The 16,210-nt window shown below is 64.9% G+C and carries 16 protein-coding genes and 1 tRNA gene; 3 read left to right on the forward strand and 14 right to left on the reverse strand.

All coding sequences use genetic code 11. The annotated features are described in order from the left end of the window. Positions 1 to 141: 141 nt before the first annotated feature. From manD to D9V34_RS01500, 4 genes are all read right to left on the reverse strand, one after another. Positions 142 to 1,380, reverse strand: a complete 1,239-nt coding sequence (gene manD / locus D9V34_RS01485; protein ID WP_121687172.1) for a D-mannonate dehydratase ManD — start codon at positions 1,378 to 1,380, stop codon at positions 142 to 144. Between the two features lie 159 nt (positions 1,381 to 1,539). After that, entirely contained in the window at positions 1,540 to 1,812 is a 273-nt protein-coding gene (locus D9V34_RS01490; protein WP_121687173.1) for a glutaredoxin family protein, read from the reverse strand. 41 nt (positions 1,813 to 1,853) lie between these two features. Beyond that, positions 1,854 to 2,414, reverse strand: a complete 561-nt coding sequence (locus D9V34_RS01495) for a hypothetical protein (protein ID WP_121687174.1) — start codon at positions 2,412 to 2,414, stop codon at positions 1,854 to 1,856. Positions 2,415 to 2,472: 58 nt separating this feature from the next. Further along, complete coding sequence (locus D9V34_RS01500) at positions 2,473 to 3,099, reverse strand: TetR/AcrR family transcriptional regulator (protein WP_121687175.1); 627 nt, start codon at positions 3,097 to 3,099, stop codon at positions 2,473 to 2,475. Positions 3,100 to 3,191: 92 nt separating this feature from the next. Between D9V34_RS01500 and D9V34_RS01505 the strand changes: the two genes are divergently transcribed. After that, positions 3,192 to 3,464: a putative antibiotic biosynthesis monooxygenase gene (locus D9V34_RS01505; RefSeq protein ID WP_121687176.1), complete on the forward strand. Its 273-nt coding sequence runs from the start codon at positions 3,192 to 3,194 to the stop codon at positions 3,462 to 3,464. A gap of 82 nt (positions 3,465 to 3,546) precedes the next feature. Here the strand turns inward: D9V34_RS01505 and D9V34_RS01510 are convergent, their stop codons facing one another. The 3 genes from D9V34_RS01510 to D9V34_RS01520 all read right to left on the reverse strand — a co-directional run bounded on the left by D9V34_RS01510 (position 3,547) and on the right by D9V34_RS01520 (position 6,141). Further along, a complete protein-coding gene (locus D9V34_RS01510) occupies positions 3,547 to 4,524 on the reverse strand; it encodes a ribose-phosphate diphosphokinase (protein WP_121687312.1) in 978 nt (325 codons plus the stop codon). A 42-nt stretch (positions 4,525 to 4,566) separates the two neighbouring features. After that, a complete protein-coding gene (gene glmU / locus D9V34_RS01515; RefSeq protein WP_121687177.1) occupies positions 4,567 to 6,006 on the reverse strand; it encodes a bifunctional UDP-N-acetylglucosamine diphosphorylase/glucosamine-1-phosphate N-acetyltransferase GlmU in 1,440 nt (479 codons plus the stop codon). 63 nt (positions 6,007 to 6,069) lie between these two features. Continuing rightward, positions 6,070 to 6,141: transfer RNA gene (locus D9V34_RS01520), tRNA-Gln, on the reverse strand. Between the two features lie 151 nt (positions 6,142 to 6,292). Between D9V34_RS01520 and D9V34_RS01525 the strand changes: the two genes are divergently transcribed. Then, complete coding sequence (locus D9V34_RS01525; RefSeq protein WP_030148377.1) at positions 6,293 to 6,787, forward strand: MarR family winged helix-turn-helix transcriptional regulator; 495 nt, start codon at positions 6,293 to 6,295, stop codon at positions 6,785 to 6,787. A gap of 107 nt (positions 6,788 to 6,894) precedes the next feature. On the opposite strand, the gene D9V34_RS01530 is transcribed toward D9V34_RS01525, so the two are convergent. The 5 genes from D9V34_RS01530 to D9V34_RS01550 all read right to left on the reverse strand — a co-directional run bounded on the left by D9V34_RS01530 (position 6,895) and on the right by D9V34_RS01550 (position 11,635). Continuing rightward, positions 6,895 to 7,563, reverse strand: a complete 669-nt coding sequence (locus tag D9V34_RS01530; protein ID WP_121687178.1) for a methionine ABC transporter permease — start codon at positions 7,561 to 7,563, stop codon at positions 6,895 to 6,897. After that, the gene (locus tag D9V34_RS01535; RefSeq protein ID WP_121687179.1) at positions 7,563 to 8,591 is read right to left on the reverse strand and encodes a methionine ABC transporter ATP-binding protein; all 1,029 of its coding nucleotides are present in this window, start codon (positions 8,589 to 8,591) and stop codon (positions 7,563 to 7,565) included. The genes D9V34_RS01530 and D9V34_RS01535 overlap by 1 nt, the downstream gene beginning before the upstream one ends. A 160-nt stretch (positions 8,592 to 8,751) precedes the next feature. Next, the gene (locus D9V34_RS01540) at positions 8,752 to 9,657 is read right to left on the reverse strand and encodes a MetQ/NlpA family ABC transporter substrate-binding protein (RefSeq protein WP_121687180.1); all 906 of its coding nucleotides are present in this window, start codon (positions 9,655 to 9,657) and stop codon (positions 8,752 to 8,754) included. Between the two features lie 104 nt (positions 9,658 to 9,761). Beyond that, positions 9,762 to 10,964, reverse strand: coding sequence for an MFS transporter (locus D9V34_RS01545; RefSeq protein WP_121687181.1), 1,203 nt, complete (start codon positions 10,962 to 10,964; stop codon positions 9,762 to 9,764). Beyond that, positions 10,961 to 11,635: a GntR family transcriptional regulator gene (locus tag D9V34_RS01550; protein WP_121687182.1), complete on the reverse strand. Its 675-nt coding sequence runs from the start codon at positions 11,633 to 11,635 to the stop codon at positions 10,961 to 10,963. The genes D9V34_RS01545 and D9V34_RS01550 overlap by 4 nt, the downstream gene beginning before the upstream one ends. Positions 11,636 to 11,737: 102 nt before the next feature. Between D9V34_RS01550 and poxB the strand changes: the two genes are divergently transcribed. Beyond that, the gene (gene poxB, locus D9V34_RS01555) at positions 11,738 to 13,471 is read left to right on the forward strand and encodes a ubiquinone-dependent pyruvate dehydrogenase (protein ID WP_121687183.1); all 1,734 of its coding nucleotides are present in this window, start codon (positions 11,738 to 11,740) and stop codon (positions 13,469 to 13,471) included. Between the two features lie 141 nt (positions 13,472 to 13,612). Here poxB and D9V34_RS01560 read toward each other — a convergent pair whose 3' ends face one another. Continuing rightward, entirely contained in the window at positions 13,613 to 14,341 is a 729-nt protein-coding gene (locus D9V34_RS01560) for an endonuclease III domain-containing protein (RefSeq protein WP_183091794.1), read from the reverse strand. Next, positions 14,338 to 16,134 carry an ABC-F family ATP-binding cassette domain-containing protein gene (locus D9V34_RS01565; RefSeq protein ID WP_121687185.1) on the reverse strand — a complete coding sequence of 599 codons (1,797 nt, stop codon included), beginning with the start codon at positions 16,132 to 16,134 and terminating at the stop codon, positions 14,338 to 14,340. Before D9V34_RS01565 ends, D9V34_RS01560 begins: the two co-directional genes overlap by 4 nt. Positions 16,135 to 16,210: the final 76 nt, after the last annotated feature.

Genomic DNA, 16,210 nt, shown 5'->3' on the forward strand with positions numbered 1-16,210 from the left:
GTGCGGCATCCCGAGCCCTCGGGTGTACAGAGTTGTTCGATTAGCGGGTGCACCCGGCGCAAACCCACACCCACCAATCGAATCCTGGTCCCGCAAGATGCACGATCTCGCGGGTGGCGGCACGGGGCCGCAGACGGCGACCTACCAGTCGTGAACGGTACCGTCGGCCAGACGGTTATAGGGCAGGTAGGCCTGCTCGTACGGGTACTTGCCCGCCTCGTCCTTGTTGAGCTCGACACCCAGACCCGGCTTGTTGCCCGGGTGCAGGAAGCCGTTCTCCCAGGTGAAGGACTGCTCGAAGACCTGGTCGGTCTTGGCCCCGTGCTTCATGTACTCCTGGATACCGAAGTTGTGGATCGCCAGTCCCAGGTGCATGGCCGCTGCCATACCCACCGGAGAGATGTCGGTCGGTCCGTGCATACCGGACTTGATCTGGTACTGCGCCGCGTACTCGAGGATCTTCTTGAGGTGCGAGATACCACCGGTGTGGGTCACGGCCGAGCGCACGTAGTCGATGAGCTGCTCGCGGATGATCTGCTGGTAGTCCCACTGGGTGTTGAAGATCTCACCGATCGCCAGCGGGGTGGTGGTGTGCTGACGAACCAGGCGCAGGGCCTCCTGGTTCTCGGCCGGGGTACAGTCCTCGAGCCAGAACAGGTCGTAGGGCTCGAGGCTCTTGCCCAGCTTGGCGGCCTGGATCGGGGTCATCCGGTGGTGGCCGTCGTGCAGCAGCGGCAGCTCGGGACCGAACTCGTTCCGCACGGCCTCAAACACGGTGGGTACGTGGCGCAGGTAGGCACGGGTATCCCAGTCCTCCTCGGCCGGGTAGGCACCGCGCTGGGCGGGCTCGTGGTCGTAGCGCACGCCGGTGTTGGCGTCGAAGGTGTCGTTGGAGGCGATGCCGTAGATCGACTTCAGGCCGGGAACACCGGTCTGCACGCGGATCGCCCGGTAGCCCTGCTCCTGGTGCGAGCGGATGCTGTCAAACAGCTCCGGCATGGTCTTGCCCGAGGCGTGACCGTAGGCGAGCAGGCCGTTGCGCGAGGCGCCACCCAGCAGCTGGTAGAGCGGCATGCCGGCAGCCTTGGCCTTAATGTCCCAGAGAGCCACGTCCACGGCGGCAATCGCGGCCATCGTGACCGGGCCACGACGCCAGTAGGCCCCGCGGTAGAGGAACTGCCACATGTCCTCGATGCGGTGCGCGTCGGCACCGATCAGCAGCGGCACCACGTGCTCCTGCAGGTAGGCGACCACGGCAAGCTCGCGACCGTTCAGGGTGGCGTCACCCAGGCCGGTGATTCCGTCTTCGGTGGTGATCTTCAGTGTGACAAAGTTCCGGTCGGGACTGGTGACGATGATTTCGGCACTGGCGATACGCATGCGCGGTCAACTCCTTTGATGATGCGACGGGTCGGTCATTCCGCCCACAAGAAAACTACCATACCAGTTGTGTGATTGCGAGCCGCAGAACACACAACAGCGCATGCTTTATCGAGAAAGCATGCGCTGTTACGAAAACGCTGGTATGGCAGATACGCGCTAGAGGACACCCAACTCGGTGAGCTTGGCCTCCAGATCGCGGTCACTCGGCTCAACCTGATGCGATCCATCCGGGAACACCACCACCGGAATCTGGGTCCGGCCGGAGATCGCCTGAGCGCGCTCGGCACCGGTCTCATCAGCAACCAGATCCACATAGGTGTAGGCCACCCCACGGGCATCCAGTAGGGCTTTGGATCGCACACAGTCACGGCACCAGTCGGCACCGTACATGGTGATCTGAGGGTCGTTTGCGATTACATCGTTTGTCATGAGCCCACCCTACGCCCGCTTCACTGCCTCCGCCAGGGCGATCAGGTAGCGACCGCCACCGCGCCACCGAACCTTGTGGGCCGGAGAGTAAGACCGGCGGGCGGCAGATCAAAGATTTCTCCGCTGGGGATAAATCCGCGGCGCAGAAAGTATGCGGTGAGTGCGGGCTCGGGAGTCACGATCACCAGTTCGCGAGCCTCCCCGCGCACCGAGCCTCGCAGCATTCGATCCAACTCCGCGACCATCGCCGAGGTCACATCACATCGAGTGCGAGCGGGGGTCACCCAAAATGCCCCCAGACGCAACCCTCCATTACCCTGGGTCCTCAGATTCACCACAGACGCCAGGGCTCCGTCTCCGCGTCCATGTTGCACATGCGCGGCGGCCACCAGGACACCCTCTACCTCCCCCAGTAGCACCCGCTGATTCTCGGCTCGGATCCAGTGCGCCGCCAACGGAAGATCCGTCGGCCGCGACGAGGACATACCCACCTCGCTCGCCCACCCCGCGCGACTGGGTGCCCCGCGAAACACTCGGGCGGCCAGCGCCACAATCCTGGGGGCATCCGCGGCCACCGCGAATCGGAACCGAATCTCGCTCACATCCATTCACGCTACGCGCGTGCGCCGGCGCGATGGAGCGCGCCCATCAAACGTGTCGCTAATCGCCCGCGAGGAGGGCGCGTGCGGCACCGGTTACCTGCACCACGAGCTCCGCCCGGCGATGCCGGTCACGACCAAACCGATCGGCCGCCGTTTCGGGATCATCCTGGGTCCCCTCACTCCCACCGAGCACCAGGCGATTCATCTGCGGCATGGTCCACCAGGCGGCGGCGAGCATGATGATACTCAGGAGCAGCTGGGCCACCTGGGGTCGCGATACACCGGGCAAGGCCACGGACAGGGTATCCACCTTGGCCACACAGTTCGCCAGCCGAGTGTGGCCACCCATCCGGGCGGCGGGCCGCTCCAACCCCTCCCAGGCCAGCAATCGGGGCAGGTGCGGGCTCTGATGGAAGCGATCAAAAAAGGCTCCGGCATACTCCCCCACGGCCTCGGCCCCGACGCCGGACACGTGCACCTGCCCCACGAAGGTTTCCAACTCGCGCGAAAGCACGGTCTCAAACAGCGCCTCCTTGTTGCCGAAGTAGCTGTAGATGCGCTCCTTATTCACCCCGGCCGCCCGCGCAATGGCGTCGATGCGGGTGCCCGCCAAACCAGACTCACTAAAGCACGCCGTCGCGGCATCGAGCAGGAGCTTTTGAGTGCGTTCGGTATCCCAGGCCATGACCCCAGTCTAGCAATTCCAACTAAACGGTTGCAGATACCCGATCGAGGCGATACTGTCGAATCTGCAACCAAACAGTTGGAGATTGATTAATGTCACAGAAACCACCCTCGACCCACGTCCGCGCACTGCTCACCTGGCTCGCCATCTTCCCCCTGGTCACCCTCGGCTCGTTCGCCCTCGAACCCCTCTCCGCGGGCTGGCCTCTGCCCTTGCGCACGCTGGTGCTGACCGCGGCCGTGGTTCCCCTGGCCGTCTACCTGGTGGTCCCCAACCTGTTGCGCGCGCACGGAAGCATTCTGTCGAGGCGCGCGGGCCTAGTTCCGGCAGTCGCGGTCATTCCCCCGGCAGAACTGGCGGACTAACGGGGACACGCACAGCGCCCACCACCACATCACAAACGCCTCCCGCTCATCGAGCGGGAGGCGTTTGTGATGTGGCTAAATGCTAGGCGGCACCGTCGAACATCGAGGTAACCGAACCATCCTCGAAGACCTCGTGGATCGCACGTGCCAGCAGCGGCGCGATCGGGAGGATGGTGAGGGTGTCGAAGCGCTTGTGCTCGGGGATCGGCAGGGTGTCGGTCACCACGACCTCGTCCACGCAGGCCGACTGCAGAATCTCGCTCGCCGGGTCCGAGAACACGGCGTGGGTTGCGGCCACGATCACGCGGGTCGCACCGTTGTCCTTGAGAGCCTGAGCCGCCTTGACGATGGTTCCGCCGGTGTCGATCATGTCGTCCACCAGAAGGCAGACACGACCCTCGACGTTACCGACGATCTCGTGCACGGTGACCTGGTTGGCCACCAGCGGGTCACGACGCTTGTGGATGATCGCCAGCGGCGCATCCAGCTGGTCACTCCACATGTCGGCCACGCGCACGCGGCCCATGTCCGGGGACACCACGGTCAGCTCGGAGCGGTCGAGGGAGGCACGGAAGTGCTCCAGCAGAACCGGCATCGCGAACAGGTGGTCCACCGGGCCGTCGAAGAAGCCCTGGATCTGCGAGGCGTGCAGGTCCACCGACATGATGCGGTTGGCACCGGCAGTCTTGAACAGGTCGGCGACAAGGCGAGCCGAGATCGGCTCACGGCCGCGACCCTTCTTGTCCTGACGTGCATAGGGGTAGAACGGGGCGACCACGGTGATCCGCTTAGCGGAGGCGCGCTTGAGCGCGTCAACCATGATCAGCTGCTCCATCAGCCACTCGTTGATCGGAGCGGTGTGAGACTGGATGACAAATGCATCACAACCACGCACGCTCTCATCGAACCGCGCGTAGATCTCACCGTTGGCGAAGGTACGAGCGTCGGTCGGGACGAGCTCGGACCCGAGCGCTTCGGCTACTGCCTCAGCGAGCTCGGGGTGCGAGCGACCCGCGACCAGAACCAGACGCTTCTGACCATTCGTTTTAATGCCGGACACCACTCCTGCTTCCTGCCGGTCTTGACCGACGTTTCGCGTTATTCAGTTATCTGCTGTGGGGGAATTGGCGGCCTCGGCCGCCAGTGCCGCCGCGCTTCCGGGACGCTTGGACTCGGTCCAGCCCTCGAGGTTGCGCTGCGGTGAAACGTTGATGGCGAGGCTCCCGGCCGGAACATCTTTCCGGACCACGGTGCCCGCACCCGAGTACGCACCGTCTCCAATTGTAACCGGAGCGACGACCACACTGTGCGATCCAATTCGAACATGCGATCCCACGGTGGATGCGGCCTTGTTCACGCCGTCGTAATTGGCGAAGATTGTGCCCGCTCCAATGTTGGTTTCCTCACCGATAGTGGCGTCGCCCACATAGGAGAGGTGCGGAACCTTGGAGCCCGCGCCAATCTTGGCGTTCTTAGTCTCGACGAAGCCGCCGATCTTGCCGTTGGCCCCGAGGACGGTGCCAGGACGCAGGAACGTAAACGGCCCCACGGTCGCGCCGGCACCGATGACGCTGTGGCTGGCCTCGGTGCGCTTAACCTCGGCCCCCTCGCCCACCTCTACGGCAAACAGGGTGGTGTCCGGGCCGATCACGGCGTCGCTCTCGATCACGCTGGGTCCGAGGATCTGCGTGCCGGGCTTCAGGGTCACATCGGGGGCCAGCGTGGCCTGGACGTCGATCCAGGTGGTGCGCGGGTCCTGCACGGTCACCCCGGCACGCTGCCAGCGCTCGATGGTCACGGTGTTGAGGCGCGCGGCGGCGGCGGCAAGCTGCACGCGGTCGTTGATGCCCTCCACCTCCCAGGCGTCGCTCACCGGAAGCGCGGCAATCGCCGAACCGGCGGTACGCAGCAGGCCGAGCACGTCGGTCACATACTTCTCACCCTGGGCGTTATCGGTGGTCAGCGCGGCGAGCTGCTCGCGCAGCGCGGCCAGACCAAAGAGGTAGATGCCGGCGTTGATCTCGCGGGAGGCCAGCTCGACCTCGTTGGCGTCCTTGTGCTCAACGATCCGGTCCAGGTCGCCGGCCTCGGTGCGGATGATCCGGCCGTAGCCGGTGGCATCGTCGAGGATCGCCGACAGAATGGTGGCCGAGGCCCCGGTCCCGCGGTGATCGGCGATCAGCGCGGAAAGGGTTTCGGCGGTCAGCAGCGGCACATCGCCGTTGAGCACCAGTACGTCTCCGGCGAAGTCAGCGGGCAGCGCCGCGACGGCAAGTTCCACCGCACGACCGGTGCCGGGAACCTCGTCCTGGTCCACGATGATGGTTTCGGGAAGCTGTTCGGTGATCGAAGCGGCCACCAGGTCACGCTCGTGGCGCACCACGGCGAGGACGTGAGCAGCCTCCAGGCTGCGCGCCGCTTCGATGACGTGACCCACGACCGTGCGTCCACCCAGCGGGTGCAGAACCTTCGGGGTACGGGACTTCATCCGGGTGCCCTGCCCTGCGGCGAGAACGATGACGGCGAGCTGCGAATCGGTCACTCGATTCCTTTCTGAAGGGAACACCGTACCCTGCGAGAGTGCGGCGTCTAAGAGTGCACTGCGCTCCGCCTCCAGGATTCGAACCTGGACCGGACAGCTCCAAAGGCTGCCGTGCTGCCGTTACACCAAGGCGGAACACGTCGTAGGACGTGTGCGATCCCAGTCTGCCAGATTCCGACGAGTGTCGCCGACGACAACGCCCACAAGCGCCAACTTCGGTCGCCACGAAGCGTGTGGATTTGCCGTCAATCCCCCACAACTGTCTCGAAGTCGAGATAATAGTGAGATGCCCGCACAACCGGATGAAGTCGATCTGATCGTGCGCTCGTGGGAACGCGAGCGCCCCGATCTCGATTTCGCGCCCCTGCGGGTGCTCTCCCGAGTGGATCGGCTGAGCCATCAGCTGGATGCGGCCCGTCGCGCGGCCTTTGCCGAGCCGGGCCTGGAGCCCTGGGAATTTGACGTACTAGCCTCGCTGCGCCGCGCCGGAGCCCCCTTCACGCTGAGTCCCAAAACCCTGCTCACCCAGAACCTGGTGTCCAGCGGCACGATGACCAACCGGATCGACCGTCTGGTCGCCCGCGGCTTGGTCCGGCGCGAGACCGATCCCAACGACGGCCGCGGCATCCTGGTGGTCATGACCGCCGCCGGACGCGACGCCGTGGATGCGGCCATCTCGGCGCTGCTGGCCGCCGAATCGCAGCTGCTCTCGGCGATCACCGAGCGCGAACAGGAATCCCTCTCGATCCTGCTCCGCCGCCTGGGCGTGGATTCCAAGTAGCCCCGGTCTTCGCCCGGGTTAGCACTCGCGGTGGTGCCCGCTGCCGAACGCGGCAACGCCCGGGTGGGCTTCCACAGAAGCCACCCGGGCGTTGTGATGCATGCGATCTATCGGCGCAGGGCCTTGCGGGCCAGCCAGTTGCCGAAGAACTGAATCAGCTGCACCAGGATGATCACGACAACCAGTGCCGCATAGGTCAGCTCGGGCTTGAACTGGCGGTAGCCGTTCTCCAGCGCGAAGGTACCCAGACCGCCACCGGCAATCGTGCCGGCCAGCGCGGACATGTCCACGATGACCACCAGAACGAAGGTGTAGCCGAGGATCAGGGGTCCGAGGGCTTCACCCAGGATCACCGTGAAGATGACCCGCAGCCGCGAGGCACCCACCGACCGGGCGGCCTCGATCACACCGGGCGAAACGGTCAGCAGGTTCTGCTCCACCACCCGGCTGATCCCAAACATTGCCGCCATCGACATCGTGAACACCATCGCAGTGTTGCCGTTTCCAGTGCCCACCACGATTCGGGTCAGCGGCTGCAGCGCCATCAGGAAGATCAGGAACGGGATGGGCCTAAAGATGTTCACAATCACGTTGAGGATCGTGAAGATCGGACGATTCTGCAGCAGGTTACCGGGTCGGGTCACATAGAGAATCAGGCCCAGGACGAGCCCCAAGAACCCACCCAACAACAGCGCAAAACCGACGATGTAGAGCGTCTCCCCGGTGGCGGTAACCAGCTTAGGGAAGTTACGAATAATGTTATCGATGCCATCCATCAGCGAGCCTCCACGATCTCGGTCAGCGCGGAAATCTGGGCGAGGGCGGACTCGATGGCCGCATCGTCGCCGGTCACGGCGAGGGTCAGGTGGCCAAAGGTGCGACCCTGAATGTCGTTGATGCCGCCGTAGATCAGTTCAAACCCGAGTCCAGCCTGGGTCAGGATCTCAAACACCCGAGCCTGGCTGGTATCCCCGTCCAGAATTGACACGGTAAAGATGCGTCCCGGGTGACGGTACCGCAGCGTCTGCAGTTCCTCACCCACCGGGATCCCGCGCACCACGGTGGAGACAAAGCGACGGGTCGCCGCGTGCTGAGGGTTCGAGAACACCTCATAGACCTCGCCGTTTTCGATGACCTTGCCGTTTTCCATCACCGCGACCTTGGTGGCGATCTGCTGGATAACGTCCATCTCGTGGGTGATCACGATGATCGTGATGCCGAGGTCCTGGTTGACCTTCTTGAGCAGACCCAGAACCTCGTGGGTGGTCTCCGGGTCCAGCGCGCTGGTCGCCTCATCGGCCAGTAGGATCCGCGGGGAGGTAGCCAGGGCGCGGGCGATGCCCACCCGCTGCTTCTGTCCGCCGGAGAGCTGATCGGGGAAAGACTTCGCCTTCTCGGAAAGCCCCACAAAGGCCAGCAGCTCCTCGACCCGACGATTCCGCTCGGCCTTGGGCACCCCCGCGACCTTGAGCGGATAGGCGATGTTTGCCCGCACCGTCTTGGCGTTGAAGAGGTTGAACTGCTGGAAGATCATGCCGATGCCCAGACGCAGCTTACGCAGCTCGCCCTCGCGCATCGTGGTGACCTCGGCCCCATCCACCAGGATGCTGCCCGAGCTGGCCGATTCCAGCGCGTTGATCAACCGGACCAGGGTGGATTTCCCGGCCCCCGAGTAGCCGATGATGCCGTAGACGTCGCCCGACTGAATATCCAGAGAAACCCCGTCGATGGCGGCGATCTGACGCCTGCGATCATTGGGATCCGGATAGGTCTTGGTGACGTCGGTCAAACTGACCAGTGCCATTGTTGCGCTCCTTGCTGCTGCGGTTGCGGCAAAACCGCCCAAAATACGTGTGTGGCCTCAACTCACCGAGGACTCGGCGACGCTATCACGGCCCAGACGCCCGCGGGCGGTGATTGGAGAGCATGTCTCCAATCACCGCCCGGGTGTATGTAATGTCCTACTACTTGGAGGACTTGACGGTCTTTTCGACGTCCTTGAGGGTCTTCTCCAGGTCGGCTGCCGGGATCTTGGCGAACACGGCGCTGTTGTTGTTAGCCTCCTGCACACCCTTCTTCACGGCCTCGGAGTCCTGGTAGATCTCCACCAGCTTCTTGTAGGTGGCGTTGTCCTTGTCGGCGGCGCGAACCGCGAACACGTTGACGTAGGCCTGGGACTTGGGGTCCTCGGCGCTGTCCTTGGCGATGGCCGAGCTGACATCGATTCCGGCCTTGGTGGCGAAGTCGTTGTTGATCACGGCACCGGCGACGGCCGGGTCATCCAGCTGGGCGGCGGCAAGCGAGCCGTCCACGGTGATGACCTTAACCTTGGAGCCGGACTCCACGTCATCGGCGATCGAGACGATCGAGCCGCCATCCTTGAGCTTGACGAGGCCGGCACCCTGCAGGGCCAGCAGCGCACGCGCCTGGTTGGACTCGTCCTTGGGGATCGCGATGGTCGCGCCCTCGGGGATGTCCTTTACATCCTTGTACTTCTTCGAGTACAGGGGCAGCGGGTAGATTGCGGTCGAACCGATCGGGGTCAGGTCCTTGTTCTCACCCACGTTGTACTGGGCGAGGTAGATCAGGTGCTGGAACTGGTTGATGTCAACGTCGCCGTTGGCCAGTGCCGGGTTGACCTGGGGGTACTCGGTGAAACCAACGATCTCGACGTTGATGCCGGCCTTCTTGGCCTCTTCCTTGTAGGTTTCCCAGTACGGGTCGCTGGCGCCAACAACACCGATCTTGACGGTCTTGCCGGCATCTGCCGACGATCCACCCTCGGAGGTGGCTGCGGAGGAGCAACCAGCCAGCAGCGCAATCGCGGCCATTCCTGCGACGACTCCGGCGATTTTGTGCTTGATAGACATCTGGGCTTCCTTTCTCCGCGAGCACTTCTCACGATGTCTCAACCGTAGGGAACTCGTGCTGGATGCCGAAAACGGCCCGTAACAAACCGAGACACGAACCGGTTTTAGCCCGTGATTCCGGGGCGGAACCGCTTGCTTCCGGTGTACACAATCACGAGGCAAATTACGCAGATCACGGCCACTATCGCCAATGAGACGGTGTAACTCATGACCGGCAGCAGTGCCGCAAGCACAGCCGGCAGTAAGAATCCTGAATAGGTCAGCGAATAGTAGACGCCGGTGAGACCGGCCAGGTCCTGCGGGGTGGCAATCGCCTGCACCCGGGTCAGGCCGGCCACCACGGTGATCCCGTAGGCGCAGCCCAGGACGGGTGCCACGAAGAAGGGCAGGATCGGGCTCCCGAGGATCGCGGCTACCACGGCCAGCACGATACCCAGCGACATCAGGGCCAGCCCGATACTCAGCGCCTGACCCCGGGTGCGCCCATCAAGCTTGGCCACATAGGGCTGCACCAGCGCGCCGGTACCCAGGGTCAGGACCGTAAGAATGGTGGCGTAGAGCGTGGTCCACTCCCCCATCTGGCGGGCGGCGATGGCCGGCATGATCGCATAGGCGATCCCTGCGGCGGCAAAAACCCAGGGTGCAGCGGGCACGATGACGCGGCGGAATGCCGGGCCACCCGAGGCAGGGATGCGCAGATCCTGCCACCAGTGGGTCCCCGCTTCGGGACCCGCGGTCAGGGTTTCTCGGGCGCGAATCAGTGGAACCAGGGCCACAATGCTGAGCACGGCATGCACCACATAGGGCAGCTGGGACGGATCCGGGGCCCACTGAGCCAGGATTCCGGTGACCGCGGCACCCAGGCCGAACCCGATGGTCAGGGTGAGGGTGGGTCGGCGTGCCCCCGAGCCGCGGGCGGCGCTCGGATCGATGTCGGGTGCCGAGAGCTCCTTGATCCAGCTCGAGCCCACCGACATCGCGATGCCCACCCCCACGCCGGCGAGCGCACGCCCGGCACACAGCAGGACAAACGAGTGCAGCCCGAGGCCCAGCATGACGCTGGCAGCAATTCCCAGCAGAACCCCGGTCACCAGCACGGGTTTGCGCCCGAAGCGGTCGGAGAGGGCGGCCGCGATCAGCAGTCCGGGGACCAGCCCCAGCACGTACATTCCCAGCAGGAGGTTCGCCTGCCAGGCGGCATAGCGTCCGAGTTCCTCGTAGAGGTGAAGCAGCGGCGTGAAGTGGTTCCCACCCCAGGCCAGTAAAAAGACGGCCGGGGCAACACGCCACCAGGGTGCACGGGTCACGCGACGCCTCCGGTGGAGGTTCCCCGGTCGATGTGGGCACGCACGGCGGTGCCAAAGCTCTCGGTGTCTCCGGCGGCGATCATCGCAGCCAGGCGAACATGCTCCTCGCGGAATCCGGCGGCTGCGGCGGGGCGCTCGATCGTCGCCTGGTAGATCAGACGGGCCAGGCGCGGTCCCAGGCTGTTCAGCATCTCCCCCACCACCAGGTTGCCCCCGGCCTCGATGATGCGCAGATGGAAGGCCACGTCGTTCTGGGCGAAGCGCAGCAGGTCACCCTCGACGAGGGCCTCCTGCTGGGCGGCGATGCACGCATATAGGCGATCCAGGAGCGCAAGCTTTCCCGCGTCATCATCGGCCAACAGCTCGACCGCGCGGGTCTCGCACATCGCCCGCACATCCAGCAGATCCCGCCGTTCCTTCGCGGATACCGCGGTGACCAGGGCACCCTTTTTGGGCATCAGGCGCACCAGACCCCAGGTGTGCAGTTGCAGCATGGCTTCGCGGGCGGGGGTTCGGCTGGCACCGTGGGAGTCGGCGAGGGTTACCTCGGTGAGCAGGTCGCCGGGACCATACCCGCCTTGGACGATACTTTTGGCGGTCGTGGCGGCGATTTTCATGGCCACTGAGCGGCCGTGATCACCCTCCCAGGGCAGCAGGATTGATTCGGTCACCCGCCCACTTTAGCAGAACCATGCATTGATGCATGCATCAACGGGAGCGGTCGCGAGTAGGGTGGAAAGGGATAACGATCATGTAGCGCGGGAGGATTTTTAATGCCAAGCATTGCCGAAACCATCGTCGAAACGATCAAGGATGCGGGAGTCAGCCGGGTATACGGGCTCCCCGGAGATTCACTCAATGGGTTCACCGACGCCCTGCGCAAGGACGGCACCATCGCCTGGCAGCACGTACGAAACGAGGAGGCCGCGGCGTTCGCGGCGGCAGCCGAGGCCGCCCTCACCGGGGAAATCACCGTGTGTGCGGGAAGCTGCGGCCCCGGCAACACCCACCTCATCAACGGGCTCTTTGACGCCAACCGCAGTCGGGTGCCGGTACTGGCTATCGCCGCCCAGATCCCCAGCGCCGAGATCGGTAGCGGCTACTTCCAGGAAACCCACCCGCAGGAACTCTTCCGCGAGGCCTCGGTCTACACCGAGCTGGTGAGTGTGGCCGAGCAGGTGCCGTTTGTGATTGAGCGGGCGATGCGGATGGCGATCGAGCTGCGTGGTGTCGCGGTGGTGGTCATCCCCGGCGACATTCTGCTGCAGTCCACCCCGAATACCCGCCGCTCGGCCCCCATCGTGCACGCGCCGAGGATCACCCGGCCCACCGATGCGCTGCTCGCGCAGGCGGCCGAGATTCTCAACGGCTGCGAGGACGTCACGATCCTCGCCGGAGCCGGCACCGAGGGTGCCCACGACGAGGTCATCGCGCTGGCCGCCAGGCTCAAGGCACCCATCGTGCACGCGCTGCGCGGGAAGGAGTTCATCGAATACGACAATCCCTACGATGTGGGCATGACCGGCCTGCTGGGATTCTCCTCGGGCTACCGGGCGATGGAGAACGCCGAGGTGCTGCTGATGCTCGGGACCGGGTTCCCCTACCGTCAGTTCTATCCCTCCAAGGCGAAGATTATTCAGGTCGACATCCGGGGCGAAAACCTCGGTCAGCACACCCCGATCGATCTGGGCCTGGTGGGCTCGGTCAAGGACACGGCCGAGGCGCTGCTCCCGATCCTGCGCGAACGCACCGACTCTAAACATCTCGATGCCTCCCTCAAGCACTATCGGAAGGCACGCAAGGGCCTCGATGAGCTGGCCACCAACGATCGCGGACGCACCCCGATCCATCCGCAGTATGTGGCCAAGCTGATCAGCGACCTGGCCAGCGAGGACGCCGTGTTCATCCCCGATGTGGGATCCCCCGTGGTGTGGGCCTCCCGCTACCTGGAAATGAACGGCAAGCGCCGGCTGATTGGATCGTTCAACCACGGCACGATGGCCAATGCGGTTCCCCACGCCATCGGTGCCCAGTCGGCCTTCCCCGACCGCCAGGTGGTCGCGCTCTCCGGCGACGGCGGGCTGGCGATGCTGCTGGGTGAACTGATCACCCTGCGTCAGCTCAAGCTTCCGGTGAAGATCGTGGTGTTCAACAACTCCTCGCTGAACTTCGTGGAACTGGAGATGAAGGCCGCCGGGTTTGTGACCTACGGCACCGGACTCGACAACCCCGACTTCGCCGAGGTCGCGACCGCGATCGGTCTGCACGGTCAGCGCGTGGAAAACCCCGACGAGCTTGAGGGCGCGCTGCGCACCGCGTTCGAACACGACGGTCCCGCGCTGGTTGAGGTCATGACCGCGCGTCAGGAACTCTCGATCCCGCCGACCGTGACCGCCGCCCAAGCCAAGGGCTTCACCCTGTACGCGCTGCGCACAATCCTCTCCGGCAACGGAGAGGAACTGCTCGACCTGGCCGAGACAAACCTGTTCCGCAGACTCTTCAACTAGCCAGCGCACGATACAGTCCTTCACCCGGACAACGGCGAGGAACTGCTGGACCTCGCCGAAACCAACCTGTTCCGGAGACTGTTCAACTAGTCGACTGTACGCCCGTGGGCACCCCGAATTACCGGGGTGCCCACGGGTGTTTTAGCGCGCGGGGAACAGCTCTGCCGCCAGCACGTCCCAGCCGCCCAGGGAGCGGGCGTGTTTGCCCGCCTCGACGATCAGACCGTGAAACTCCCGATACTCGGACACGCTGAATCCGGCGGCCTCAACCGTCGCGGTCAGCGCGCGACGGGCGGCCGGGTAGCTGCCGGGCACTGGATAGCCCACAGCGGTGAGCATCCGGCGGGCGTAGGTGTCCCAGATGAAGGCCGGGCGATCAAAGGCATAGAGGCCGATCACGTCGGCGGTTTCGGGCCCGATGCCCGGCAGCGCGAGCAGTTCCTCGCGGAGGTCGGCATCGGTGCGGTCGGTGATGCCCGAGGGCGTGCGCCCACCCGGCTCGGTGCTCCCCGCGGCAACGGTCTCCAGCGCCCCGGCATCCAGCGCCCCGGTTTCCAGCGCCCCGGTCTCCACCGTCCAGCGCGCGAGTGCCACCGCCGAGCGCGACTTGGCGGTCATAAAGCCGCTGGGCCGGATCACCTCGGCCAGGTCCTCGGCCGGAATCGCGGCGAGCGCCGCCGGATCCAAGAGTGCGCGCTCCCGCAGCGCCCGAATCGAGGTTTCCACGTTGCGCCAGGCGGTGTTCTGCACCAGGATCGCGCCCACCATCATCTCGAAGGTCGACTTCGCCGGCCACCATCCCTCGGCGTCAAAACGCCCGCGCAGCGTCTCAAAGATGAGACGCTGCGCGGGCGGAACAGCCAAACTCACGAACCCAGCAGGTCCGAAAGCTCAAGCCAGCGCTCTTCCAAGCTGGAGATGTCGGCAGACAGCTTCTGCGTCTCCTCGGTGATCTTGCCCAGGCCCGCGTAGTCGCTCTGGTCGTGCTCGGCCAGGCGTGCGTGGGCGGCATCGATTGCGGCGGTTGCCTTCTGGATCCGACGCTCGATCGAGGCCAGCTCCTTCTGCGCGCGGTGCAGCTCGCCACCGCTCAGGCCGGGCTTTGCCGGGGCCGAGCTGGCCTGGGAGGTCAGCTCCTCGGGCTTACTCGCCGACGCGGGCGTCGCGTTGCGGATGCGCAGGTACTCGTCCACGCCGCCGGGCAGGTGACGCAGGTCGCCATCCAGTACCGCATACTGCTGATCGGTGACCCGCTCCAGCAGGTACCGGTCATGCGAAACCACCAGCAGGGTGCCGGGCCAGGTGTCCAGCAGGTCCTCCATGGCCGCGAGCATGTCGGTGTCGAGGTCGTTGGTGGGCTCATCGAGGATCAGCACGTTGGGCTCATCCAGCAGGATCAGCAGCAGCTGCAGACGGCGCTTCTGACCACCAGAGAGGTCCTTCACCGGGGTCTGCAGCTGAGCGGAGGCGAAGCCCATCTGTTCGAGCAGCTGGCCCGGGGTCATCTCCTTATCGCCGGCCTTATAGCTCGTGCGGTATCGTCCGATCACGGCCGAGACGCGCTCGTTCTGAATGTCTTCCAGCTCGGCGAGCTGCTGGGTCAGTGCGGCGATCTTCACGGTCTTGCCGCGCTTGACCACACCGGAGGTGGGCTGCACCTCGCCGGTTACCAGGCCCAGCAGGGTCGACTTTCCGGCACCGTTGACACCGAGGATTCCGGTGCGCTCACCCGGGGCGATGCGCCATTCCACGCTCTTCAAGATCGTCCGGTCGCCGTATTTCACGCCGGCATCCAGCAGGTCTACGACGTCCTTACCCAGGCGCGAGGTCGCCATCTGGCTCATCGCCACGGTGTTACGCACCGGCGGGACATCGGCGATCAGGGCGTTGGCGGCCTCGATCCGGAACTTCGGCTTGGCCGTGCGTGCGGGGGCACCGCGGCGCAGCCAGGCGAGCTCCTTCTTCATCAGGTTCTGACGCTTGCCCTCGATGGTCGCGGCCATGCGGTCGCGCTCCACGCGCTGCAGCACGTAGGCGGCATAGCCACCCTCGAAGGGTTCGATGATGCCGTCGTGCACCTCCCAGGTGTCGGTGGACACCTCATCCAGGAACCACCGGTCGTGGGTGACCACCAGCAGGCCACCCTGGCCCGGGATCCAGCGGTTCTTCAGGTGTCCGGCCAGCCAGGACACACCCTCGACGTCGAGGTGGTTGGTGGGCTCGTCCAGGAACAGCACGTCCCAGTCACCCACCAGCAGCGCGGCCAGGGCGACCCGGCGTCGCTGACCACCGGAGAGGGTGCCGATCTCGGCGGTCCAGGGCAGATCCGACAGCAGACCCGAGATCACGTCGCGGATCTTCGGATCACCGGCCCAGATGTACTCCTCGGTGTCGCCCACAATTGCCTGGGCGACGGTCATGTCCGAGTCCAGGATGTCGCGCTGATCGAGGTAGCCGATGGTCACCCCGCGGCGACGCGTGACCCGACCCGAATCGGGTTCGATCCGGCCGGCCAGCAGCTGCAACAGCGTGGACTTGCCATCACCGTTACGGCCGACGATACCGATCCGGTCGCCCTCATTGACCCCGGCAGTAACCTTCTCGAAGATTACGCGGGTGGGAAATTCTAGGTGGAGCGATTCCGCTCCCAACAGGTGAGCCACCCCTCAAGCTTAGTCGTCCCCGGCATTCTCCCCGCGCGGTCACAGAGATTACTCGACATCACGCGATAGGCTGAAT

It is taken from the genome of Mycetocola lacteus, assembly GCF_003667575.1.
GTDB classification, from domain to species: domain Bacteria; phylum Actinomycetota; class Actinomycetes; order Actinomycetales; family Microbacteriaceae; genus Mycetocola; species Mycetocola lacteus.

Coding starts and splice junctions, on each gene's coding strand:
- D9V34_RS01500 (WP_121687175.1), bottom strand. CDS start 3,099: ATGGCCTGGGATACCGAACGCACTCAAAAGCTCCTGCTCGATGCCGCG.
- D9V34_RS01540 (WP_121687180.1), bottom strand. CDS start 9,657: ATGTCTATCAAGCACAAAATCGCCGGAGTCGTCGCAGGAATGGCCGCG.
- D9V34_RS01490 (WP_121687173.1), bottom strand. CDS start 1,812: ATGACAAACGATGTAATCGCAAACGACCCTCAGATCACCATGTACGGT.
- poxB (WP_121687183.1), top strand. CDS start 11,738: ATGCCAAGCATTGCCGAAACCATCGTCGAAACGATCAAGGATGCGGGA.
- D9V34_RS01530 (WP_121687178.1), bottom strand. CDS start 7,563: ATGGATGGCATCGATAACATTATTCGTAACTTCCCTAAGCTGGTTACC.
- D9V34_RS01525 (WP_030148377.1), top strand. CDS start 6,293: ATGCCCGCACAACCGGATGAAGTCGATCTGATCGTGCGCTCGTGGGAA.
- manD (WP_121687172.1), bottom strand. CDS start 1,380: ATGCGTATCGCCAGTGCCGAAATCATCGTCACCAGTCCCGACCGGAAC.
- D9V34_RS01505 (WP_121687176.1), top strand. CDS start 3,192: ATGTCACAGAAACCACCCTCGACCCACGTCCGCGCACTGCTCACCTGG.
- D9V34_RS01535 (WP_121687179.1), bottom strand. CDS start 8,591: ATGGCACTGGTCAGTTTGACCGACGTCACCAAGACCTATCCGGATCCC.